We start from the raw sequence: 20,794 nt of genomic DNA, 5'->3' as shown, positions 1-20,794 counted from the left end.
GACACGTTCATGAAACTTCCTCATCCCGATCCGCTGGCCGAGCGTGCGAAACGGGCCGCGGCGGCAGGAACGCCGAGCATCGGGCGCGCGGGTTCGCGTGCGATGGTGGACGAGCGCGCCGTGTCCGATTTGCTCGCAGCCGCATTGAACGCGCCGCCCGCGGCCGAGTTGCCGGTGATGGTTTTGCTCGTGGACGATCAGGCGATCATCGCGGAGGCGCTGCGCCGTGCGCTCGCGGAAGAGACGAACGTCGATCTGCATTACTGCGCCAATCCGGAAGAGGCGCTGCGCACCGCGCAGGAAACGCGGCCGACGGTGATTCTGCAAGACCTCGTGATGCCCGGCGTCGATGGCTTGACGCTCGTGCGTCAGTACCGCGAGCATCCCGCGACGCGCGACATTCCGATCATCGTGCTCTCGACGAAGGAAGAGCCGCGGATCAAGAGCGCGGCGTTCGCGGCGGGCGCGAACGATTACCTCGTGAAGCTGCCCGATACGATCGAGCTCGTCGCGCGGGTGCGCTATCACTCGCGTTCGTATCAGAACCTGTTGCAGCGCGACGAGGCGTATCGCGCGCTGCGTCAGTCGCAGCAGAAGCTGCTCGAAACGAATCTGGAATTGCAGCGGCTGACGCATTCGGACGGGCTGACGGGGCTGTCGAATCGTCGCCGTCTCGATGATTATCTGAACGCCGAATGGCGGCGTGCGGCACGCGAGCATGCGGCCATCGGCTTCCTGATGATCGATGTCGATAACTTCAAGTCGTACAACGATACGTATGGACACGTCGCTGGCGACGATGTATTGAAGCTCGTCGCGCATACGATCGAGACGAGCCTCAACAGCCCAACGGACCTGGCCGCGCGTTTCGGCGGCGAGGAGTTCGCGGTGGTGTTGTTGTCGACATCGGCGCCGGGATTGCGGTTGCTTGGCGAGAAGATACGCATCGCGGTGGAGGCGCTCGACGTGCCGCACGCGGGTTCCGCGAGCGGGCGCGTGACGATCAGCATCGGCGGTGCGACTCAGATCGCCATGCAGGACGATGCGTCCAAGCAGCTCGTGGAAGCGGCGGATCTCGCGCTTTATCGGGCGAAAAGGGATGGGAAAAATCGGGTGGTGATTACGTGATTTGCGGCGCGTAGAGGCATGCAAAAACGCGCGGCGGCATATTGCGTCGTGGTGAGCGACCGATTCAACGCACATGACACCCTAGGCGGCAGGGCGGCACGCTCAATTCGCTCGTGCTCATGTAGGCGTTGCCGATTACGGCAGTCGATGAGGCACAGTTCATCGAGATCGAAGGCAATTCCAACAGCATCGCCGATAGCGGTGGTCGCAGCGGATCGTTGAGCGTGCTAAAGCTAAACGCAACGCGCAGGTGACCGCTTTCCCCCACTCGTAAGAGTAATCTTATTTGCCGTCGTTGATATGACGTGTTAATTGACAGCCTTTCGTTGCAATCCTAAATTCCAATGCGAAGCTTGAACGAACGATAAGACATCGTTTCATTCAACAAGATAGGTATGCATATGAATGCTGTCACAAAAAATCTAACTGATGCACTGAGCCGTCCGAGCGCGCGGCTCACCCAGCATCTGAGCATATGGATCGGCACGCTCGATCTCGGCCTTGACGTGCTCAAGTTCAAGGTCAAAGCGGGGCTATGCGATGACTACACGGTGGAGGTGACCGTGACCTCGCCGCAACTCGATATCGACGGCAAGCTGTGCGTAGGACGGCGCGCAGGTTTGCAGATCGACGAGCGCGTGGCCGTGCCGTCGGTGAACTACATCGAGCCTGTCGATCACGAGGCCGCCACCTTCAATGGCATCGTCACATGCTTTAAACGCATCAGCGCGAGCCGCGAGGAGGCGACCTATAAACTCCGCATCGAGCCCAGATTTGCCGCGCTTTGCAAGCGCGTGCATCGTTCAGACGTGTACAAGGACGTCACCTTTCAGGAGATGGTGACGCAGTTGCTGGTGGATCGAAGAACTTCGATGCTTTCGATATCGAGTTCCATCTGGAAGGCGCGCAGGAGAAGATGGAGCAGGGCGTGATGTACGGGGAGTCCGTCTGGGACTTCATCACACGTTACGCGAAACGTAGGGGCATTTGCTGGTTTCTGACTAACATAAAGCGCTGTCTCGGAACCCGCATAGACGCGAAACGCGCGGCCTCAAAAGAGCCCGCGCGTTTCGCTTTTTGCAACGCCCACTACACACCCAGCGTCATCGCCTGAACACGCCAAGCAGCAACGTCGCCAGAAAGATCACGATGAAGATGAAGAACAGGATCTTGGCGATTTCCGCCGCGCCCGTTGCGATCCCGCCGAAGCCGAAGACGGCCGCGATGATCGCGATGATGAAGAAGATGACAGCGTAACGGAGCATGGAGCCCTCCCGTGGGGTTCGGTTGATCGGTCGATTCGCAGGCGGGTCGATGCCGCTGCTTTCGCTCATCAGGTTCTTACCGCGCATCGTTCAAAGCAACAGGCGTGCCCAGCGTATCGAAGGCGCTCAGATGCAAAAACGCCGCAACGGGAAACATTGCGGCGTTGCGGATCGCGTCCTCATTGGCGCGATGGGCCCGGCTGTCGAGGCTAACGGCCTGCTGTGCGATCGGAGTCGGAATCTTCGGCGTCATCTTCATCGTCGACGCCGTTTAGCGCATCCGGCAGGTTGTTCTCCAGTTCATCGCGTTCGATCTGATCGGCCAGGTCGAGGGATTTGCGCGTGGCGGGACCGGATGGGCGATTGGCTCCAGACATGGCGTACTCCTTGGACAGATTTCAAAGCCGCGCCGACGATTCGGCGCGAACCAACGGACTAGCAAGGCATGTACGCGCCGGGCTGAAAACGCCGCCTTAAAGGATCGCTTAAGGACCGGTCGGGCGGCAAGGTGGACAGACGATGCTGGCGAGAAGAAACGCAGTCCCAAACTTGCAAGCGGGACGGCAGATTTTGCGTGCCGGCGCGTGAGTCCAGTATGCACCCGACAGGCGTCGAGGCAAAGAGCGCGCGCGCTTTTCATGCGGCGCGCGTTTCTCCTCACGCATCAATCGAACAAATGGGCGACGATCGGATACAGCGACAGCACCAGCAGCACGGCCATCGTGATGTTGAAGACGCGCAGCGAGCGCGGATTCGCAAGAAAACGCCGCAGCGACATGCCGAACGCGGCCCACATCGTGATGCACGGCAGCCCGATCACAACCAGCACCAGCGCCATCAGCGCCGCATTCAGCGAGAGGCTCGCGTGCAGATGGATGGTCGTCGCGGCCGTGAGCACCATCATCCACGCCTTGGGATTGATCCACTGGAACGCGATCGCTTCGTGAAAGCGCATCGGGCGGCCCTGCCCATCGCGCATCTGCACCGACGACGACGTGCCGATCTTCCATGCCAGATACAGCAGATACGCGACGCTCGCCGCTTCCAGCACGGTATAGAGCCACGGCACATGCTCGAACGCCTGCGCGAGCCCGAGACCGACCGCGATCATGAGAATCGCCATGCCGGCGCTGATGCCGAGCACATGCGGCACCGTTCGCTTCAGGCCGAAATTGACGCCCGAGGCGAGGAGCATCGTGTTGTTGGGGCCGGGCGTGATTGTCGTCACCAGCGCGAACAGCGCGGCGGCGGGCAGGGCATTCATGAGTTCGGTCGGCATGGCGCGCTCCGGTGGTTTCAGGCTCGATGGCGCCAAGTGTACGGGACGTGTCCGGTACAGTACCGATACAGATTTACGGAAGCCTCCCGGTACGGATTCTGAATGTGGCGGGCGGCACCCGCCACGCGCAGACTTAAGCCTTACACCGGGAACGGATTGCGTTCCGCGAATCCTTGCTGATGCCAATACGGGTACGCCGGCCGCACCGTGCTCGCCTCATCCAGTTTCTTCACCTGCTCGGCAGTCAGATTCCACCCGACCGCGCCGAGGTTCTGACGCAGTTGCTCTTCATTGCGCGCGCCGATGAGCACCGTCGCCACCGTCGGACGTTGCAGCAGCCAGTTGAGCGCGATCTGCGGGACGGTCTTGCCGGTTTCCTCGGCGATGGCGTCGAGCGCATCGACGACGCGATACAGGTACTCGTCCGGCACCGGCGGGCCCATGTCGGCGGTCTTGTGCAGGCGGCTCGTCGCGGGCAGCGGCTGGCCGCGACGGATCTTGCCGGTGAGCCGTCCCCATCCGAGCGGGCTCCACACGATCGCACCGACGCCCTGATCGAGCCCGAGTGGCATCAGCTCCCATTCGTAATCGCGGCCGATGAGCGAGTAATACGTCTGATTCGCGACATAGCGCGGATAGCCGTAGCGGTCCGCCACGTCGAGCGATTTCTGTAGATGCCAGCCCGAGAAATTCGACACGCCCGTATAGCGGATCTTGCCCGCGCGCACGAGATCGTCGAGTGTGGAAAGCGTTTCCTCGACAGGCGTCTTCGCATCGAAGCCGTGCAACTGGAACACGTCGATGTAATCCGTCTGCAGGCGCTGGAGCGCCGCGTTCACTGCCTGGATGAGATGAAAGCGCGACGATCCGACCGCGTTCGGATCGTCCTGGTCGAAACGGAACGTGGCCTTGGTCGAGACGATGACCTTGTCGCGCCGGCCCTTGAGCGCTTCGCCGAGTATCGATTCCGATGCGCCGCGCGAGTAGATGTCCGCGGTGTCGAACATCGTGACGCCCGCATCGAGACAGATGTCGACGAGCTTGCGCGCCTCGCTCACGTCGGTTTCGCCCCATGCCTGAAAGAATTCGCCCTTGCCGCCAAAGGTGCCGGTCCCGAAGCTCAATACTGGAACCTTGAAGCCCGAAGCACCGAGATGTCGATATTCCATTGCCTGTCCTCGTTAATGAAGTCGGAAGGCGCCGCGCTTCGTGCGTGAAACGCGGCGCAACGAACGTTCATCGACGAGACTACCGCAACCGTCCCGCGCATGCAGGACGCGGGCGCTAGCGTCTGGTCGCGGCACGCTCGCCGAGCGAATCGTAGATCGGCGGCACGCGCAGGAGCATCGGCACGACCATCGCGGTGAAGCAGGCGGTGAGCATCGGCAGGAGCAGGGTGAAGCTCGCCGTCATCTCGGTGACGAGCACGATGCCCGTGACCGGCGCGCGCACCACCGCGACGAAGAAAGCCGCCATGCCGACCACCGCGAACGTGCTCGTGTCGCCGGCGGCGGGTGCCATGCCGGGGAACCAGTCGAGACAGACGCGGCCGAACAGAAGGCCCGTCTGCGCACCGAGCACGAGCATCGGCGCGAAGATGCCGCCGGGTGCGCCCGCCGCGTACGACACCGGGCCGAGTATGAAGCGCAACGCGAACATCGCCGTCACGCCCGCCAGGGTGCCGGTGCCGAGAAGCGCGCGCTCGGTCAGCGCGTCGCCGCCGCCGGCGAGGTCCGGCGCGAACCAGGCGAGCAGACCGACCGCCGCGCCGATCGTCGCCGCGCGCATGGTCGCGTGCTTCACCGAGCCGGACGGCGCGACCGATTCGGCGGCGTCGAGCGTCCAGACGATGAGACGGCTATACGCCGCGCCCAGCAGTCCCAGCAGCGCGCCGAGCACGAGATGCGCGCCGCTCATTTCGAAGCCGGGGAATGGTTGCGGCGGGACGTGAAAGTCGGGGAAGTCGCCATGCAGCAGACGCGCCATTGCGATCGCGCTCGCCGATGCGCCGAGCGCCGCGACCGCCGTGCGGGTATCGAAACGGCGCGTCAGTTCTTCGAGCACGAATACGGCGCCCGCGATCGGCGCATTGAATGCGGTCGCAAGCCCGGCGCCCGCGCCGGCCGCGAGCAGCACCCGGCAATCGCCCACGTTGCGCCTGAAGAACCTGCCGACGGCATGCGCGATCGATGCGCCCATCTGCACCGTCGGGCCTTCGCGGCCGAGCGCGAGCCCCGCGCCAATGGCGAGCACGCCGCCCACGAACTTGATCGGAACGAGCACGAGCGGCGCGGGCGGCACTTTGCCGTGCAGCACCGCTTCGACATGGGGAATGCCGCTGCCGCTCGCCATCGGCGCGTAGCGCGCGACGAGCCACGCGGCGAGCGCGGCGGCGGCCGATGCAGCGAGCACGACGAGCACGATCGCCGCATCGTGTCCCGCGTGCGCCCACGCAACGAACGCGTTGCGCCATGTATCGGCGCGTTCGAGGGCGAAGCGAAAGAGCACGCCGATCGCGCCCGTCGCCGCGCCCACGACGACCGATGCCGCCGCGAGCGCAACGAGTCCTGCGCGCTCGTCGTCCTGATGGGTGACTTCGTTATCGTTCATCGCGCAGGTCGCTCCGGAATCGGCAAATGCAACGAAGCGTATCACCGCGTCGCGCGGCGGGCATGGTGCTTGCAAAACGAAAGTCATTTCGCCGGGAGTGCTGTAAACAGCAGATGACCCACGCAAACCACGACGAGCCGTTTTTCCAGCCGGGACGCAATTGCGCGAGCGTGCGTCACGCAGATCGCTTCAGCCTGCTCATCGACGGCGCGGATTATTTTCGCGTGCTGCGCGAGGCGCTCACGCGCGCCGAACGCACGGTGTTCATCCTCGGCTGGGACATCGACAGCCGCATGAAGCTCACGCCCGAAGGCGCCGACGACGGCTATCCCGAAGCGCTCGGCGATTTTCTCCACGCGCTTGCTGGCGACAAGCGGCGGCTGCGCATCTACATACTCGCGTGGGATTTCGCGATGCTCTATGCATTCGAGCGCGAGTGGCTGCCGGTCTACAAGATGGGCTGGCGCACGAACCGGCGCATCGCGTTCCAGATGGACGGCAAGCATCCGCTCGGCGGCTCGCAGCATCAGAAGATCGTCGTGATCGACGATCGCCTTGCGTTCGTCGGCGGTCTCGATCTCACGCGCTCGCGCTGGGATACCACCGCGCACGCCCCGGACGAGCCGCTGCGCCGCGATGCGAACGGCGCGGCGTATCAGCCGTTCCACGACGTCCACACGATGTTCGACGGCGACGCCGCGCGCGAGATCGGCCTGCTCGCACGCGAACGATGGACGCGCGCATGCGACAAGCGACTCGCGATCCGCGCGCATCGCGCCGCGCTTGCCCAGGACCCGTGGCCGCCTTCGCGACGTGTCGATCTCGAGGACGTCGATATCGCCATCTCCCTCACCGAGCCCGACTATCTCGGCCGCCCACCGGTGCAGCAGATTCGCACGCAGTATCTCGACGCCATCGCGCGGGCGCGGCGCAGCATCTATATCGAGAACCAGTACTTCACATCGGGCACCGTCGGCGCGGCGCTCGCCGATTCGCTCGCGCGCGACGATGGCCCCGATCTTGCCATCGTCGTGCCGCGCAATCAGAGTGGCTGGCTGCAGGAAGTGACGATGGGCGTGCTGCGTGCGCGCCTGCATACGCTGCTCAAGCGTGCCGATACGCACGGCCGCTATCGCCTGCTGTGCCCGAGCGTGCCGAATCTGGGCGACCAGATCGTCAACGTGCACAGCAAGCTGATGATCGTCGACGATGAATTGCTGATCGTCGGCTCGGCCAACCTGAACAATCGCTCGATGGTGCTCGACAGCGAGTGCAACGTGTCGATCGACGCGGGCGCCGACGCGCGCATCCGCCGCGCGATCGCGACGATGCGCGACACGCTGCTCGCGGAGCATCTCGGCTGCGAGATCGCGGATATCGTGCGCGAGCGCGACGCACGCGGCGGCATGAACGCCGCGATTCAGGCGCTGCTGCGCGAGCGCGACGCGCATCGCACGCTGGTGCCGCTCGACCCGCAAGTATCGCCCGAACTCGATCAACTGATTCCGCCCGAAGCGCTGATCGATCCCGAAACGCCGATCGCCGCCGACGAACTCGTCGATCAGTTCGTGCCCGCGGAGCGGACGCGCCCGCTCATCGGACGCTTTGCGCTGCTCGGCGGGTTCGCGCTGATGATCGTGCTCTTCGCGGCGCTGTGGCACTGGACGCCGCTCGGCGATTACGCGAACCTGAAGTCGCTCACGAACGCGACGCGCCATATCGACGCGTTGCCGTTCGCGCCGCTGTGGATCGTCCTCTGCTATGTCGTCGCCGCGGTCGTCTCGGTGCCGATCACGCTGCTCATCGCGGCTACGGGCATCGTCTTCGGCGCGTCATGGGGCGGCATGTACGCGTTCTTGGGCACGATGGCCGCGGCCGCCATTTCGTATTCGCTCGGCAACTGGCTCGGGCGCGATGCGGTGCGCAAGCTGGCGGGCGCGCGCGTGAACCGGCTGTCCGAACGCGTCGCGAAGCGCGGCATCGTCGCGGTCGTCGTGTTGCGGCTCTTGCCGGTCGCGCCGTTTTCGATCGTCAATCTCGTCGCGGGCGCATCGCATATCCGCATGCGCGATTTCATGATCGGCACGATGCTCGGCATGGGGCCGGGCATCTTTCTGACGGTTGCGTTCGCGCATCAGCTCGTCGCTTCGTTGCATCGGCCGACGATCGGCTCGTTCGCGGTGCTGATCGGCATCGGCGCGACCTTGATCGGCGTGTCGCTGCTGTTGCAGCGCTTTCTCGGCCGCGCGGATCGTCAGGAAACGCACGAAGGCGCGCCGGGCGATGCCGACAAGCCGCGCGCAAGCGACGAGGCCAGACGCGCGAGCGAACTGCGCGAGAACGGCACCATGCCGCGCGATGCGGCGGCGCGCGCATCGTCGAGAAACGAGCGTCCCGATGAGGTCAACCAATGACGCTGATGCACGAAGCCGGAATAGAAAACGAAGACCTGGCCGACACCCGCGCTCGCGAGTTGCGTATCGCGACGTATAACTTGCATGGCGCGATAGGCATCGACGGCAAGTTCGCGCCGGAGCGCATCGGCGAGGTGCTCGCCGAGATCGATGCGGACATCTTCGCGTTGCAGGAAGTGCCGCTCGGCGGCAACGGCTCACCCGATGTGCTCGATGTGCTGCAACGCATGACGAACCTGCATGCTGTCGCCGGCCCGACGCTCGACACGCCCGAGCGCCGTTACGGCAACGCGGTGCTCACCCGCTATCCGGTGCGCGCGGTGCGTACACTCGATCTGTCGTTCAGAAGCCGCGAGCCGCGCGGCGCGCTCGACGCCGACATCGACTGCGGCGGCGAACTATGGCGTGTAGTCGCGACGCATCTCGGACTTGCATCCAGCGAAAGGCGTGCGCAAGTGGAGCTGGTGTTGCAGAACTTCGATACCCCCGCGCTGCCCGTGATCCTGCTCGGCGATCTGAACGAATGGTTCGTGTATGGCCGGACATTGCGGCGTCTCGTCACGCACTTTCATCGCGCGAGTGCGTTGCGCACCTTTCCGACGCGCTATCCGCTCTTCGCGCTCGATCGCATCTGGGTGCATCCGGGCGAGCGCCTCATGCGTGTCGACGTGCATCGCACACGGCTGTCGCGCATCGCTTCCGATCACTATCCGCTCATCGCGCATATCGCGCATCGTGCGTTTGCATCGTCCATGCAGCGCTAAAACGCATGACGTGTGCAACGCAAACGCAGCGAAGCACATCGCAAACGATGCCTTCATGACGCACGTGTCAGCGCCGCGCCACGAAAAACCCCTATAAAAACGATACAAAAGCGCAAAAGACTCGCACGAACTCGCTTGGCCTATGTAGAATCCGGCGTGATACGAACGCATCGGTGCGAACGTATTCGAATATCACTGACCAAAAAACAGGTAGGAGAAACATGCCGACTTCCGCTAAAACCGCTGCAAAGAAGGTCCCGGCCAAGAAGGCCACGGCGAAGACCGCCGCCGCACCGGCGAAGAAAGCTGCAGCACCGAAGGTTGCCGCGAAGAAAGTAGCCGCGAAGAAGACCACGGGCGCTCCCTCGCCGATCAAGGATACGTTCACGAAGGCATCGCTCGCGACGCACCTTGCAGACCGCGCCGCCGTCGACCTGAAGGCGGTGAAGGCCGTGCTGGTCGCGCTGGAAGACACCATCCTCGGTTCGATCCACAAGAAGGGCGCTGGCGAATTCACGCTGTCGGGTCTGCTGAAGATCTCCGCGCAAGCCGTGCCGGCTAAGAAGAAGCGCTTCGGCAAGGACCCGTTCACGGGTGAGGAGCGCTGGTTCCCGGCCAAGCCGGCAAGCGTTCGCATCAAGGCGCGCGCGCTGAAGAAGCTGAAGGACGCCGCGGCTTAAGTTTCGTCAGCCGGCGTTGTGGCTTCGGTTTCGTTGGCGAAATCGAAGCGCGATGAAAAAGAGGCCAGCTTCCCTTCATCGGGATGCTGGCCTCTTTTGCTTTCGCGGTTTTGATCAGCCGCGCACGTTGAATGGAGCGAAGATCTCGCCCAACCAATCCGCGAAAACCCGTACGCGCGCGGAGAGCTGACGGTTATGCGGATAGAGCACGGAGACCGGCATCGGTGGAGGGGCAAGGTCTGGGAGCACGACTTGCAGGCGGCCATGGGCGAGCGCATCGTCGATGTGATAGCGCGGCACCTGAACGATGCCGAGCCCCGCGATAGCCGCTTGCGTATAAAGTTCGACGCCCGACACCGACATCGCCGCTCTCAATTCGATGGTCTCGATACGCTCATCGACGGTGAATTCCAGCGGCAGCGCGCGGCCCGTCGCACTCGACACGAAATTCACCGCGCGATGCGACGCGAGCGCTGCGAGATCGTCCGGCACGCCTTCACGCGCGAGATACGCGGGACTCGCGACGGTCACCTGTTCGAGCAGCGCGACGCGCCGGCCGATCATCGACGAATCCTGCAACGTGCCCGCGCGCAAAACGCAGTCGACGCCTTCGCGCACGAGATCGACGAGTCTGTCGTCCTCTCCGATGTGCAGTTCGATCTGCTTATGCCGTTCGAGAAACGCAGGCAGTCCCGGCATGACGAAGTGCCGCGCGAGCGTGCCTTGCAGATTCACACGCAACATGCCCTTCGGCTCCGCATGTCTGAACGAGCCTTCCGCTTCTTCGAGATCCGCGATCAGACGCACGCAACGCCGATAGTGCTCTTCGCCATCATGCGTGAGGCGCACCGTGCGCGTCGTGCGTTCGAGCAGGCGCGCGCCGAGCCGCTCTTCCATGCGCTTCATCAGATTGGTGACGGTGGCACGCGGTATCTGCAAATCGTCGGCGGCCTGCGTGAAGCTGTGCCGCTCCGCGATACGCACGAATACCTGCATTTCCTGGAATCGATCCATGGGCTCGAGATTGTTGAAGCAACTGGAACGATGATACTAAGCCACACGCGATGATCGCGGAAACGGAATGATTCATCATGCTTGCCATCGAACAGCTTACTTTGGGAGCACATCATGAATCAGATCGATTCGAAGCGCGTTGCCATCGTCACGGGTGCGTCGCGCGGCATCGGCGCGCAGATCGCACGGCGTCTCGCACGCGACGGCTTCGCGGTTGCGGTGAACTATGCGGCGAGCGCGAAGGAAGCGGATGCGCTCGTTGCCGAATTGCGCGAAGCAGGCAGCGCATCGATCGCGGTGAAGGCGGATGTTGCCAGACCCGACGACGTGCGCCGTATGTTCGAGACCGTCGAAGCGGAACTCGGCCCGGTCGACGCGCTGATCAACAACGCCGGCGTGCTGACGACCACGCCACTCGCCGACACGAGCGACGCGCTCTACGACAAGACCTTCGGCATCAACGTGCGCGGCACGTTCAACACGCTTCGCGAAGCGGCGGCGCGCATGAACGGCGGCGGGCGTATCGTCAATTTTTCGAGCACGACGCTCGCGCTCAACATGCCGGGCTATGCGATCTACAACGCGACGAAGGCCGCGGTCGAATCGTTCACGCATGTGTTCGCGAAGGAATTGCGCGGGCGCGGCATCACGGTGAACGCGGTCGCGCCGGGGCCGGTGGCGACGTCGCTCTTCCTCGACGGCAAGACCGACGAACAGATCGCCACGTTCTCGAAGATGGCGCCGCTGGAAAGACTCGGTCAGCCGGACGATATCGCGTCGGTCGTCGCGTTTCTCGTCGGGCCGGATGCCGGTTGGGTCAACGGGCAAGTGCTGCGCGCGAACGGCGGCATCGCCTGAAACGTCTAGAACGTCAGGGCGAACTGATCGGCGGCGATGGCGCGCGGCTTCATCGCGCGTTTCGTCTGCTGTGTGGCGACGACTGCACGCGCCGGCGCATCTTGAACGACGAGATGAAACGCCGGCCGCGCATCGCAGGCGATCCACGTGAGTTGTCCGGTTGCAAGACGCTTCGCGATCAGGCTGTACACGTCGGCATCGAAAGGGCGCATTTCCACTGCATCGGCGAGCAGCGGGGCGATGTCGGCGCGCGTCGCGCATGTGCCGACATAACACCATCGATCGATCACGTGCCACGCCTCGCGGCCCGTTTGTTCGTCGCGCTCGGCGACGGCGATCGGCCCTTCATGCGGCCATTTCACGAGGCGTGCGTGCTCGATTGCGGCGAGCGCGCGCGCCGCGTGATCCGCAAGTGCTTCGATTCCCGCACACGATCCGAGGCAGCGTTTCACCTGATAGCCGAAGCAGCCGCGACCGCGCGACAGCGGCGCTTTTTCGAGTCCGAGCGTCGCGTGACAGAGCGTGTGCTCGTCGGCGATATGGCGCATGAATGCAAGTGCCTTCGCCCGCGATGCGAACACGCCGAAGAGATGGTCCTCGCGCGACAGATCGCGCCGGTTCGCCTTCAGGAGCGTCGGCGCGCTCGCGCCCGGCAGCCATTGCCACGCGCACGTGCCCGAGGCGCCCTTGAGCAAGCGGTTGTGCGTCGGCTTCAATGCCTTCACGAGCTTCGCTTCGAGCAGCAGCGCGCCGAGCTCTCCGACCGTCTCCCGGCATTCGATGCGCCTGATGGCCTGTGAAATCGACAAGTCTTTCTGAAGCCTGTGATCGCCCGAAAAATGGGCTGCGACGCGCTGTTTCAGGTTGATGCTCTTGCCGACATAGAGCGGGACGTCGTCGTCGCCGTGAAAGAGGTAGACGCCGGGCGTCGATGGCAGCGCGTCGAGCGCGCCTTCGGGCAGCGCGGCGGGCAAGCTCGCGCGACGGACCAGCGTCTTGATGGCGGCATCGACGAGATCCTGCGGATAGAGCGCGTGAATCTTCTGCCAGAACTGCCACAGGAGATCGGCATCGGCGAGCGCGCGATGGCGTCCTTCCGGCGCGAGATTCAACCGCGCGATGAGCGCATCGAGACCATGCCGCTCGACCGATGGAAACAGCGCGCGCGACAGTCTCACCGTGCACAGCGTATCCGCGCGAAACGCGATGCCCGCGCGCCGGAATTCGTTCTTGAGAAAGCCGTAGTCGAAGCGCGCGTTGTGCGCGACGAAGAGCTTGCCGTGAAGGCGCTCGGCGAGCGCGGGCGCGAGCGATTCGAAGCTCGGCTGGCCGCGCAGCATTGAATCCTCGATGCCGGTCAGGCGCGAGATGAACGGCGGCACCGGCACGCCCGGATCGACCAGCACGCTCCAGCGCTCGATGCCGGCCGTGCTCGCTTCGACAACGCCGATTTCGGTGATGCGATCCTCGTTTGCGTTCGAGCCCGTGGTTTCCAGATCGACGAACACGATCGGGCGCGCGAGTCGCGCGAGCAGGGCGTCGGCGAGGGAATCGGGTTCGTCTTCGAGCGCGTCGGACATGGATGAAACGTTGAGCATGAGTCGGGAGTCTAGCGCAAACGAGTCCGCAGCATCGCGGCGCGCGAAAAAAGCTGCACGCGCCCGGTGCTTTCGTTCGATACTTCGAAAAAGCCGCTGAAAAAACCGCGAAGGACGCAATGATGCAGATCTACGATGAAATGCGTCAGGACGACTCCGTGCGCCGTCACTACGCACGGTTTTCGCGCTGGCTCGCGATGCAGAGCCCTGAGACGATCGCGCGCAAGCGCGCGGAGGCGGACGTGCTGTTCCGGCGCGTCGGCATCACGTTCGCGGTGAACGGCGATCTGTCCGGCACCGAGCGGCTCATTCCCTTCGACATGATTCCGCGCATTATTCCCGGCGACGAATGGCGCGTGCTCGAAGCCGGCTTGCGGCAGCGCGTGCAGGCGCTCAATTTCTTTCTGCACGACATCTATCACAACGGCGATATCGTGCTCGCCGGGCGCATTCCCGCAGAGCAGGTCTATACGAACGCGCAATACCGGCCGGAGATGCAGGGCGTGGACGTGCCGCTCGACGTCTACGCGCATATCGCGGGCGTCGATGTCGTGCGCGCCGGCGCGGCGGGCGAGTTCTACGTGCTCGAAGACAATCTGCGCGTGCCCTCGGGTGTGTCGTACATGCTCGAAAACCGCAAGATGATGATGCGGCTCTTTCCCGAGCTCTTCGTGCAGAATCGCGTCGCGCCGGTCGCGCATTACCCCGACTTGCTGCTCGAGACGCTGCGTTCTATCGCGCCCGAAGGCGTCGACGATCCAACCGTCGTCGTGCTGACGCCCGGCATGTACAACTCGGCCTATTTCGAGCACACGTTCCTCGCGCAGCAAATGGGCGTGGAACTGGTCGAAGGCAAGGATCTCTTCGTTGACGACAACTACGTCTTCATGCGCACGACGCACGGGCCGCGCCGCGTCGACGTGATCTATCGCCGCGTGGACGACGACTTTCTCGATCCGCTCGCCTTCCGCGCGGATTCGGCGCTCGGGATTCCGGGCTTGCTGACGTCGTATCGCGCGGGCCGCGTGACGCTCGCGAACGCGATGGGCACCGGCATCGCCGACGACAAATCGATCTATCCGTTCGTGCCCGACATGATCGAGTTCTATCTCGGCGAGAAACCGATTCTCAACAACGTGCCGACGTATCAATGCCGCAAGGCGGACGATCTCGCCTATACGCTCGCGCATCTGCCGGAGCTCGTCGTCAAGGAAGTGCACGGCGCGGGCGGCTACGGCATGCTCGTCGGGCCGGCATCGACGAACGATGAGATCGAAGCGTTCCGCGCGCTGCTTCTCGCGCGCCCCGAAGGCTATATCGCCCAGCCGACGCTCGCGCTCTCCGCATGTCCGACGTTCGTGGACGCGGGCATTGCGCCGCGTCATATCGACTTGCGGCCGTTCGTGCTTTCCGGCCGCGAGGTGTCGATGTGCGCAGGCGGCCTCACGCGCGTCGCGCTGCGGGAAGGCTCGCTCGTCGTCAATTCGTCGCAAGGCGGCGGGACGAAGGACACGTGGATGGTCGATTGACTAACTCACTGCACATCACCACATGCTGAGCCGCACTGCCGATCACCTGTTCTGGATGGCGCGCTACATGGAACGCGCGGAGAACACCGCGCGCATGCTCGACATCGACATGGAAGGCGCGCTCCTGCCGCAAACGCCCGAGCAGGCGGCGCGCGGGCAACGCTCGGTGCTGAAGATTTCCGAGCTGGAGGAGATGTTCGACGAGCGTCATCCGGGATCGCGCTCGCGCGAGGACATGCTGCATTTCATGGTCGCCGATGCGCGCAATCCGTCGAGCATCCTGTCCTGCCTGCAGGCGACGCGCGAGAACGCGCGCGCGGTGCGTGGCACGCTCACGACGGAAGGCTGGGAAACGATCAACTTCACCTGGCTCGAATTCAATCAGCGGCTCGCGAACATGGAGCTCGAAACGGGCCCGGATGCCCTGTTCGAATGGGTCAAGTACCGCTCCAATCTGTGCCGCGGCGTGATGCAGGGCACCGCGCTGCGCGACGACGCGTTCTTCTTCATGCAGCTCGGCACCTATCTCGAGCGCGCGGACAACACCGCGCGGATTCTCGACGTGCGCTTCGCCGATGCGACGCCCAACTCGCGCGAGGCGGCGCGCCAGCTCGAAGACTTCTATTACTGGACGTCGATTCTCAGTTCCGTGTCGGCGCTCGAGATCTATCGCAAGGTGTATCGCGATGTCGTGACGCCGACGCGCGTCGTCGAACTTCTGATTCTCAACGAGCAGATGCCGCGCTCGCTGCTCGCATCGCTCGACGGCGTCTGCGAGACGCTCGCGAAGCTGCGCACGGATGCGTCGAAGGAATGCGAGCGCTTCGCGGGCAAGCTGCGCGCGGACGTGCTGTACTCCGACATCCGGCTGATTCTGGAGACGGGCGTGCACGCGTGGCTCACGCAGTTTCTGAAGCGCGTCGATGAACTCGGCCTGCGCGTGATGCACACCTTCCTCATGTTGCCCATTGCGTGAATCATGCTGCTGACCATACGCCACGACATCCGCTACCGCTACGCCACGCCGGTCACGTATTCGATCCAGCAGTTTCGTGTGACGCCGGCAAGCGGCGCGTCGCAGCTCGTGCGGCACTGGCGTGTCGCAGCGCCGGGCAAGCTCGATGCGGCGCGCGATGCGTATGGCAACGCGTTGCACACGCTCGTGCTGACGAAGCCGCACGGTGAGATCCATGTGAGCGTGGCGGGCGAAGTCGTGACGCAAGCGTTGCCCGATGGCCGCCTGTTCGACGAAGCCGGACCGATTCCGCTCGAGCATTTCACCTGCGCGACGCCGCTGACGATGCCCGATGCCGCGATCCGCGCGCTCGCGCATCGCGTGCCGTCGCTCGATACGCCGGCGTCGCTCATCGCGCTGGCGGAGCGCATCGGCGAGAGCGTGCAGTATCGCAACGAGCCGGCGTATGCCGCGGGCACGGCCGCGCAGGCGCTCGCGAGCGGCTTCGGCGATGCCCGCGATTTCGCGCATCTGCTGCTCGCGTGCTGCCGGGCGCGAGGCGTGCCCGCCCGCTGCGTGAGCGGCTATTTCGACGCGGGCGCGACCGAGGCCGTGGCCGCGCACGCATGGACCGATGTCTGGGCGGAGCACGGCTGGGTCTCGGTGGACGCGACGCAGGCCGCATTCGCGGGCGAGCGTCATTGCCGTCTCGCGGTGGCCCGGGACTACGAGGCCGCGGCGCCGGTGCGCGGCTCGCGCGTGGGCGGCAAGGAGGAGACGCTCTCGGTGCACATCGGGATCGATGCGCACCGGGATCAGTGAACGGGCGGATGCGACGCGCGGTCGCGCTCAGTACAATGAGGGTTTGCTCGTTTTTCAGGATCGATCGACATGACTTATTGCGTGGGCATGTGCGTGGACGAGGGACTCGTGTTCCTGTCCGACACGCGCACCAACGCCGGCGTGGACCACGTAAGCGCCGCGCGCAAGATGGTTGTTTTCGAACAGCCGGGAGAGCGCGTGATCGTCCTGCTCGCGGCCGGCAATCTTGCGCTGACACAGGCGGTGACGCATCTGCTCGCGGAGCCGTCCGATCCCGCCGCGCCTACGCTCTACAGCGTCCCGACGATGGCGGAAGCGGCGCGCATCGTCGGCGATGCGGTGCGGGAGGTGCATCGGCGCGATGCGCTGTCGCTCGCGGAATTCAGCGTCGACTTCAATTGCAGCTTCATTCTCGGCGGACAGATTTGCGGCCAGCCGCCGCGTCTTTTCATGATTTATGCGGCGGGCAATTTCATCGAATCGACGCGCGTGTCGCCGTATTTTCAGATCGGCGAATCGAAGTACGGCAAGCCGATCATCGACCGCGTCATCACGCCCACATCGCCGCTCGACGAAGCCGCGAAATGCGCGCTCATTTCGATGGATTCGACATTGCGCTCGAATCTTTCGGTCGGTCTGCCGCTCGACCTGCTGGTCTATGAAAAGGACTCGCTGCGCGTCACGCGCTTCGCCACGCTCGACAACAACAGCGCCTACTACCAGATGATCAACAAGACGTGGGGCGAGCGTCTGAGGCAGCTCTTCGGCGAGATTCCGAACCCTTCCTGGACCGAACTCGACAACGTGCCGCTGCGCCCGCGCGAAACGCGCAGCACGGTGCCGCGGCTCGTCATCGGGGACCTGCCTTGCCCGGGCGCGCCCGCGCAGACGCTCGCGGAAGACGTCGAAAAGGGCAACGCGCCGCAACTCTGACGTCACATTCGCGAGCACATAAAAAAACAGCCATCGGAAAACCGATGGCTGTTCGAGGGTACTGCGATCCTCCGACGCGGCACTTGCGTGCCGCGCCAGTCGGTTGTTCTTAGAACTTGTGGCGCAGACCGATGAGCACCAGTTCCTGGTGGTTGCGGCCGCTGGCAAAACCGAAGTCGCTGATCGAAGCTTGCGCGTCTTGCGTCGTGCCGTCAGCGTTGCGCTGCGTGCCGCTCGCGTGCTGATAGGCGCCGACAGCGTACACGTCGGTGCGCTTCGACAGCGAGTAGTCGGCACCCAGGCTGACCTGGTGGTAGTTCGCCGAGGTGTCGCCGCTGGCGTGCGTGTACGTGTAGCCCAGGCCGAGCAGCGTAGCCGGCGTCAGCTGGAAGTTCACGTAGCCGTTGGCCACGTTGAACTTCTCTTGTTCCGTGAACGCCGAGTTGCCGTCGTTCTTGTACTGCGCGAAGCTGTACGAAGCACCGACCGTGAACGCACCGAACACGTACTGGCCAGCACCGCGCGCGATTCCGACCGCGTGGGCCGTATCGTAGCCGGCGTTGATCACCGTGTTGAACAGCGAATCCGACGACGGGCTGTTCCAGCCGGTCGCGCGGTTTGCGCTCGGGTTGTTCACGTACAGGTAGCTGGCCGCGATCGAGAACGGACCGTTGCCGTACGTCGCTGCGCCGCCCCAGGTCTGGCCCTGGCCGGTCGTGCCAGCCAGATTGCTGAAGCCGTAGATGCCTTCGAACTGGAAGCCACCGAACACCGGCGACACGTACTTGACGGCGTTGCTCACGCGCAGGCTGTTGTCGTAGTTGTCGACGTCGCCCGGCGTAGCGAACGCTGCGCCCCAGTAGTTGTCGCCCGTGAGGCCCTGAACCATGTCGACGGACGGATCATACTGACGACCCAACGTGACCGTACCCCACTGGTTGCCGCTCAAACCGACGAACGCTTGACGGCCGAACAGGCGACCGCCCTGGTTCGACTGGCCCGTGCCCGGATCGAAGCCGCTTTCCAACTGGAAGATCGCCTTCAGGCCGCCGCCGAGGTCTTCCTGACCCTTCAAGCCCCAACGCGGGCCGGACAGCGTGCCGTTGACCATGCCGAAGAGATGGTCGCCATCAGTGTTGGCATGGCTCACATACGCGAGACCGGTATCGATCACGCCATAGAGGGTGACGCTGCTTTGTGCTTGTGCCGCGCCTGCTGCGCCGAGAAGCGCCAGCGAGAGGGACGTCAGTGCGATTCGTTTCATCGAATTCTCCACGCGAATGATTAATCGTTGTTGCCGGCGCAGAGAATAACGCAACGTTTCGTAACTTAAGAAACGAAAAAATATTGACTGTCTCGAAAAACACACAGTCTGGTCGGATGCCCGCCTGTAAAGGGTCTGCGGGGATCTCAAAGCGAATTTCGGGAGACAGGCGGGCCTCGGAAAAGTTCCGCGCCGAATCGCACGTTCGAATCTGTGATTTTTAGCGTCGATATTCGATTACGCGCGTTTCAAATAACAAAGCGCTTTTTCGACACGCGATTTTTCGGATTCGATGGACAGCGGTGCTGCGCCGTCAGAGGATCAGTTTCGAACGTCTGCGTCGTCCGCCGGCGCAGCGTCGCGCCGCGACAACAGCGCGAGCGCCATGCCCGCGCCGGCTGCAACGAGCACCGCGCGCCACGGATGCCGCCGCACCGCCGCGTTGGCATGCGACGCCTTGCGGCCCGCCCCGACCATCGCGTGTGCGGTGACGCGCGTGGCGGTCGATTCCGCCCGCGCGAGCTTGCGCGACAACTCCAGCGCCCGCGTCACGGCGGATACCTTCTTGCGCGCCTGTCCCGTCAGTTGCTGCGCGTGCTGGGCGCGCGCACCGATCGCGCGACGCGCGCCTGCTGTGACCGGCGCGTCCGCGCGAGCGCTCGCTGGCGTAACCGGCGCAACCGTCGACGCGCTGGCGGTCACCGGCCCCGCGGTGCGCGTCGAGGCGGCGAGCATCGAGCCGATCTTCGCGCGGCTTCCGGGCGGCACGCGGCCGTTGTTCTGTTGTCCCCACGCGCCGCGCGGATCGTGCAGACGCGCGCGCGCCGCCGAAAACTCCGCGCCGAGCAAGAGCACGGCGGCGGAGAAGTACAGCCACATCAGGAGCACCGCGAGCGATCCGGCCGCGCCGAACGCGCTCGCCGTACCCGCGTGCGTGAGATACAGCGCGAAGAGTTTCTTGCCCGCCGAAAACAGCAGCGCGGCGACGAGCCCGCCCACGAGCGCATCACGCCACTCCACCGGCGCGTCGGGCAAAAACTTCAGCAACGCGCCGAACGCGACCGTGAGAATCGCGAGGCCGACGGCGAGCTGCACGACATCGCCGATGATCACGAACGGCGAATTCGCCCACAGCCACATGCCGACGGCCTGAATCGCGGTGTCGAGCACGAGCGAGACGATCAGCAGGAACGCGACGCCGAGCACGAGCCCGAACGATACGAGCCGCACGCGCACCATCGCAATGACGCTGGAGCGCTGCTCGCCGCTCATCGGCCAGACGATGTTGAGCGCCGTATTAAGCGATGAAAACGTCGCCGACGCGCCGACCGCCAGCAGCACGAACGAAATGATCGCGGCGATGCCCGTTCCGCCGCTGCGATGCGCATTCTCGACGATGCTCTGCACGCCGGCGGCCGCCTGATCGCCGAGGAGTCCGTTCACCTGATGAAAGAGCTGCCCGCGCGCGGCTTCGGGCCCGAACACCCAGCCGGCGACGGCGATGACCATGACGAGCGTCGGCGCGAGCGAGAACGCCGAGTAGAAAGCGATGCTCGCGGCCATCGCGGCGCAGCGGTTTTCCGAGAACTGCTTGAGCGCGCCGAGGACCCAGGAAGCGTCTTTTTTCACGGCCGCTTCGATCTTCTGCGTGGAGACGGAACTCATGACGACCTCTCGAATC

The 20,794-nt window shown here is 64.2% G+C and carries 20 protein-coding genes; 10 read left to right on the top strand and 10 right to left on the bottom strand.

The window, feature by feature from the left end; all coding sequences use genetic code 11:
- Positions 1-9: 9 nt before the first annotated feature.
- Positions 10-1,128 carry a diguanylate cyclase gene (locus tag NCR38_RS19455; protein WP_284502335.1) on the top strand — a complete coding sequence of 373 codons (1,119 nt, stop codon included), beginning with the start codon at positions 10-12 and terminating at the stop codon, positions 1,126-1,128.
- 401 nt (positions 1,129-1,529) lie between these two features.
- Complete coding sequence (locus NCR38_RS19450; protein ID WP_250477488.1) at positions 1,530-2,060, top strand: contractile injection system protein, VgrG/Pvc8 family; 531 nt, start codon at positions 1,530-1,532, stop codon at positions 2,058-2,060.
- A gap of 171 nt (positions 2,061-2,231) precedes the next feature.
- Here the strand turns inward: NCR38_RS19450 and NCR38_RS19445 are convergent, their stop codons facing one another.
- The 6 genes from NCR38_RS19445 to clcA form a co-directional block, all read right to left on the bottom strand.
- Positions 2,232-2,393 (bottom strand): DUF1328 family protein, encoded by a 162-nt coding sequence (locus NCR38_RS19445; RefSeq protein ID WP_008352793.1) that lies wholly within the window; start codon positions 2,391-2,393, stop codon positions 2,232-2,234.
- Between the two features lie 76 nt (positions 2,394-2,469).
- Positions 2,470-2,652, bottom strand: a complete 183-nt coding sequence (locus NCR38_RS19440) for a hypothetical protein (protein WP_143756320.1) — start codon at positions 2,650-2,652, stop codon at positions 2,470-2,472.
- Entirely contained in the window at positions 2,603-2,770 is a 168-nt protein-coding gene (locus NCR38_RS19435; RefSeq protein ID WP_250477487.1) for a hypothetical protein, read from the bottom strand. Before NCR38_RS19435 ends, NCR38_RS19440 begins: the two co-directional genes overlap by 50 nt.
- Positions 2,771-3,057: 287 nt before the next feature.
- On the bottom strand, positions 3,058-3,672 hold the full coding sequence (locus tag NCR38_RS19430) for a LysE family translocator (protein ID WP_061117913.1): 615 nt from the start codon (positions 3,670-3,672) through the stop codon (positions 3,058-3,060).
- Positions 3,673-3,812: 140 nt separating this feature from the next.
- Positions 3,813-4,841, bottom strand: coding sequence for an aldo/keto reductase (locus NCR38_RS19425; RefSeq protein WP_061117914.1), 1,029 nt, complete (start codon positions 4,839-4,841; stop codon positions 3,813-3,815).
- Positions 4,842-4,956: 115 nt separating this feature from the next.
- Positions 4,957-6,282, bottom strand: a complete 1,326-nt coding sequence (gene clcA, locus NCR38_RS19420) for a H(+)/Cl(-) exchange transporter ClcA (RefSeq protein WP_061117915.1) — start codon at positions 6,280-6,282, stop codon at positions 4,957-4,959.
- 113 nt (positions 6,283-6,395) lie between these two features.
- Between clcA and NCR38_RS19415 the strand changes: the two genes are divergently transcribed.
- The 3 genes from NCR38_RS19415 to NCR38_RS19405 all read left to right on the top strand — a co-directional run bounded on the left by NCR38_RS19415 (position 6,396) and on the right by NCR38_RS19405 (position 10,140).
- Positions 6,396-8,696 (top strand): VTT domain-containing protein, encoded by a 2,301-nt coding sequence (locus NCR38_RS19415; RefSeq protein WP_061117916.1) that lies wholly within the window; start codon positions 6,396-6,398, stop codon positions 8,694-8,696.
- The gene (locus NCR38_RS19410; RefSeq protein WP_061117917.1) at positions 8,693-9,460 is read left to right on the top strand and encodes an endonuclease/exonuclease/phosphatase family protein; all 768 of its coding nucleotides are present in this window, start codon (positions 8,693-8,695) and stop codon (positions 9,458-9,460) included. Before NCR38_RS19415 ends, NCR38_RS19410 begins: the two co-directional genes overlap by 4 nt.
- A gap of 221 nt (positions 9,461-9,681) precedes the next feature.
- The gene (locus NCR38_RS19405; protein WP_061117918.1) at positions 9,682-10,140 is read left to right on the top strand and encodes an HU family DNA-binding protein; all 459 of its coding nucleotides are present in this window, start codon (positions 9,682-9,684) and stop codon (positions 10,138-10,140) included.
- Between the two features lie 114 nt (positions 10,141-10,254).
- On the opposite strand, the gene NCR38_RS19400 is transcribed toward NCR38_RS19405, so the two are convergent.
- The gene (locus NCR38_RS19400; protein ID WP_061117919.1) at positions 10,255-11,154 is read right to left on the bottom strand and encodes a LysR family transcriptional regulator; all 900 of its coding nucleotides are present in this window, start codon (positions 11,152-11,154) and stop codon (positions 10,255-10,257) included.
- A gap of 114 nt (positions 11,155-11,268) precedes the next feature.
- Here NCR38_RS19400 and NCR38_RS19395 point away from each other — a divergent pair, with 114 nt between their 5' ends.
- The gene (locus tag NCR38_RS19395; RefSeq protein WP_250477486.1) at positions 11,269-12,012 is read left to right on the top strand and encodes an SDR family oxidoreductase; all 744 of its coding nucleotides are present in this window, start codon (positions 11,269-11,271) and stop codon (positions 12,010-12,012) included.
- Positions 12,013-12,017: 5 nt separating this feature from the next.
- On the opposite strand, the gene NCR38_RS19390 is transcribed toward NCR38_RS19395, so the two are convergent.
- The gene (locus NCR38_RS19390; RefSeq protein WP_061117921.1) at positions 12,018-13,592 is read right to left on the bottom strand and encodes a 3'-5' exonuclease family protein; all 1,575 of its coding nucleotides are present in this window, start codon (positions 13,590-13,592) and stop codon (positions 12,018-12,020) included.
- Between the two features lie 140 nt (positions 13,593-13,732).
- On the opposite strand from NCR38_RS19390, the gene NCR38_RS19385 reads away from it, so the two are divergent.
- The 4 genes from NCR38_RS19385 (at position 13,733) to NCR38_RS19370 (ending at position 17,849) form a co-directional block, all read left to right on the top strand.
- Complete coding sequence (locus NCR38_RS19385) at positions 13,733-15,139, top strand: circularly permuted type 2 ATP-grasp protein (protein ID WP_061118126.1); 1,407 nt, start codon at positions 13,733-13,735, stop codon at positions 15,137-15,139.
- A 22-nt stretch (positions 15,140-15,161) separates the two neighbouring features.
- Positions 15,162-16,115 carry an alpha-E domain-containing protein gene (locus tag NCR38_RS19380; protein ID WP_061117922.1) on the top strand — a complete coding sequence of 318 codons (954 nt, stop codon included), beginning with the start codon at positions 15,162-15,164 and terminating at the stop codon, positions 16,113-16,115.
- A gap of 3 nt (positions 16,116-16,118) precedes the next feature.
- A complete protein-coding gene (locus tag NCR38_RS19375) occupies positions 16,119-16,916 on the top strand; it encodes a transglutaminase family protein (protein ID WP_061117923.1) in 798 nt (265 codons plus the stop codon).
- Between the two features lie 69 nt (positions 16,917-16,985).
- Positions 16,986-17,849 carry a proteasome-type protease gene (locus NCR38_RS19370; RefSeq protein ID WP_086960970.1) on the top strand — a complete coding sequence of 288 codons (864 nt, stop codon included), beginning with the start codon at positions 16,986-16,988 and terminating at the stop codon, positions 17,847-17,849.
- A gap of 109 nt (positions 17,850-17,958) precedes the next feature.
- Here the strand turns inward: NCR38_RS19370 and NCR38_RS19365 are convergent, their stop codons facing one another.
- Both NCR38_RS19365 and NCR38_RS19360 read right to left on the bottom strand, forming a co-directional pair.
- Positions 17,959-19,113, bottom strand: coding sequence for a porin (locus NCR38_RS19365; RefSeq protein ID WP_061117925.1), 1,155 nt, complete (start codon positions 19,111-19,113; stop codon positions 17,959-17,961).
- Between the two features lie 321 nt (positions 19,114-19,434).
- On the bottom strand, positions 19,435-20,778 hold the full coding sequence (locus NCR38_RS19360; protein WP_061117926.1) for a YhjD/YihY/BrkB family envelope integrity protein: 1,344 nt from the start codon (positions 20,776-20,778) through the stop codon (positions 19,435-19,437).
- Positions 20,779-20,794: the final 16 nt, after the last annotated feature.

It is taken from the genome of Caballeronia sp. INML1 (assembly GCF_023631085.1).
Lineage (GTDB): Bacteria > Pseudomonadota > Gammaproteobacteria > Burkholderiales > Burkholderiaceae > Caballeronia > Caballeronia turbans.
Note: the sequence above shows the minus strand (reverse complement) of the source record. Positions and strands in the feature narration are given on the sequence as shown.

What these genes read in the sequence shown, in the direction of transcription:
- NCR38_RS19455 (WP_284502335.1), top strand. Translation starts at nt 10, where the DNA reads ATGAAACTTCCTCATCCCGATCCGCTGGCCGAGCGTGCGAAACGGGCC.
- NCR38_RS19450 (WP_250477488.1), top strand. Translation starts at nt 1,530, where the DNA reads ATGAATGCTGTCACAAAAAATCTAACTGATGCACTGAGCCGTCCGAGC.
- NCR38_RS19445 (WP_008352793.1), bottom strand. Translation starts at nt 2,393, where the DNA reads ATGCTCCGTTACGCTGTCATCTTCTTCATCATCGCGATCATCGCGGCC.
- NCR38_RS19440 (WP_143756320.1), bottom strand. Translation starts at nt 2,652, where the DNA reads ATGAAGATGACGCCGAAGATTCCGACTCCGATCGCACAGCAGGCCGTT.
- NCR38_RS19435 (WP_250477487.1), bottom strand. Translation starts at nt 2,770, where the DNA reads ATGTCTGGAGCCAATCGCCCATCCGGTCCCGCCACGCGCAAATCCCTC.
- NCR38_RS19430 (WP_061117913.1), bottom strand. Translation starts at nt 3,672, where the DNA reads ATGCCGACCGAACTCATGAATGCCCTGCCCGCCGCCGCGCTGTTCGCG.
- NCR38_RS19425 (WP_061117914.1), bottom strand. Translation starts at nt 4,841, where the DNA reads ATGGAATATCGACATCTCGGTGCTTCGGGCTTCAAGGTTCCAGTATTG.
- clcA (WP_061117915.1), bottom strand. Translation starts at nt 6,282, where the DNA reads ATGAACGATAACGAAGTCACCCATCAGGACGACGAGCGCGCAGGACTC.
- NCR38_RS19415 (WP_061117916.1), top strand. Translation starts at nt 6,396, where the DNA reads ATGACCCACGCAAACCACGACGAGCCGTTTTTCCAGCCGGGACGCAAT.
- NCR38_RS19410 (WP_061117917.1), top strand. Translation starts at nt 8,693, where the DNA reads ATGACGCTGATGCACGAAGCCGGAATAGAAAACGAAGACCTGGCCGAC.
- NCR38_RS19405 (WP_061117918.1), top strand. Translation starts at nt 9,682, where the DNA reads ATGCCGACTTCCGCTAAAACCGCTGCAAAGAAGGTCCCGGCCAAGAAG.
- NCR38_RS19400 (WP_061117919.1), bottom strand. Translation starts at nt 11,154, where the DNA reads ATGGATCGATTCCAGGAAATGCAGGTATTCGTGCGTATCGCGGAGCGG.
- NCR38_RS19395 (WP_250477486.1), top strand. Translation starts at nt 11,269, where the DNA reads ATGAATCAGATCGATTCGAAGCGCGTTGCCATCGTCACGGGTGCGTCG.
- NCR38_RS19390 (WP_061117921.1), bottom strand. Translation starts at nt 13,592, where the DNA reads ATGTCCGACGCGCTCGAAGACGAACCCGATTCCCTCGCCGACGCCCTG.
- NCR38_RS19385 (WP_061118126.1), top strand. Translation starts at nt 13,733, where the DNA reads ATGCAGATCTACGATGAAATGCGTCAGGACGACTCCGTGCGCCGTCAC.
- NCR38_RS19380 (WP_061117922.1), top strand. Translation starts at nt 15,162, where the DNA reads ATGCTGAGCCGCACTGCCGATCACCTGTTCTGGATGGCGCGCTACATG.
- NCR38_RS19375 (WP_061117923.1), top strand. Translation starts at nt 16,119, where the DNA reads ATGCTGCTGACCATACGCCACGACATCCGCTACCGCTACGCCACGCCG.
- NCR38_RS19370 (WP_086960970.1), top strand. Translation starts at nt 16,986, where the DNA reads ATGACTTATTGCGTGGGCATGTGCGTGGACGAGGGACTCGTGTTCCTG.
- NCR38_RS19365 (WP_061117925.1), bottom strand. Translation starts at nt 19,113, where the DNA reads ATGAAACGAATCGCACTGACGTCCCTCTCGCTGGCGCTTCTCGGCGCA.
- NCR38_RS19360 (WP_061117926.1), bottom strand. Translation starts at nt 20,778, where the DNA reads ATGAGTTCCGTCTCCACGCAGAAGATCGAAGCGGCCGTGAAAAAAGAC.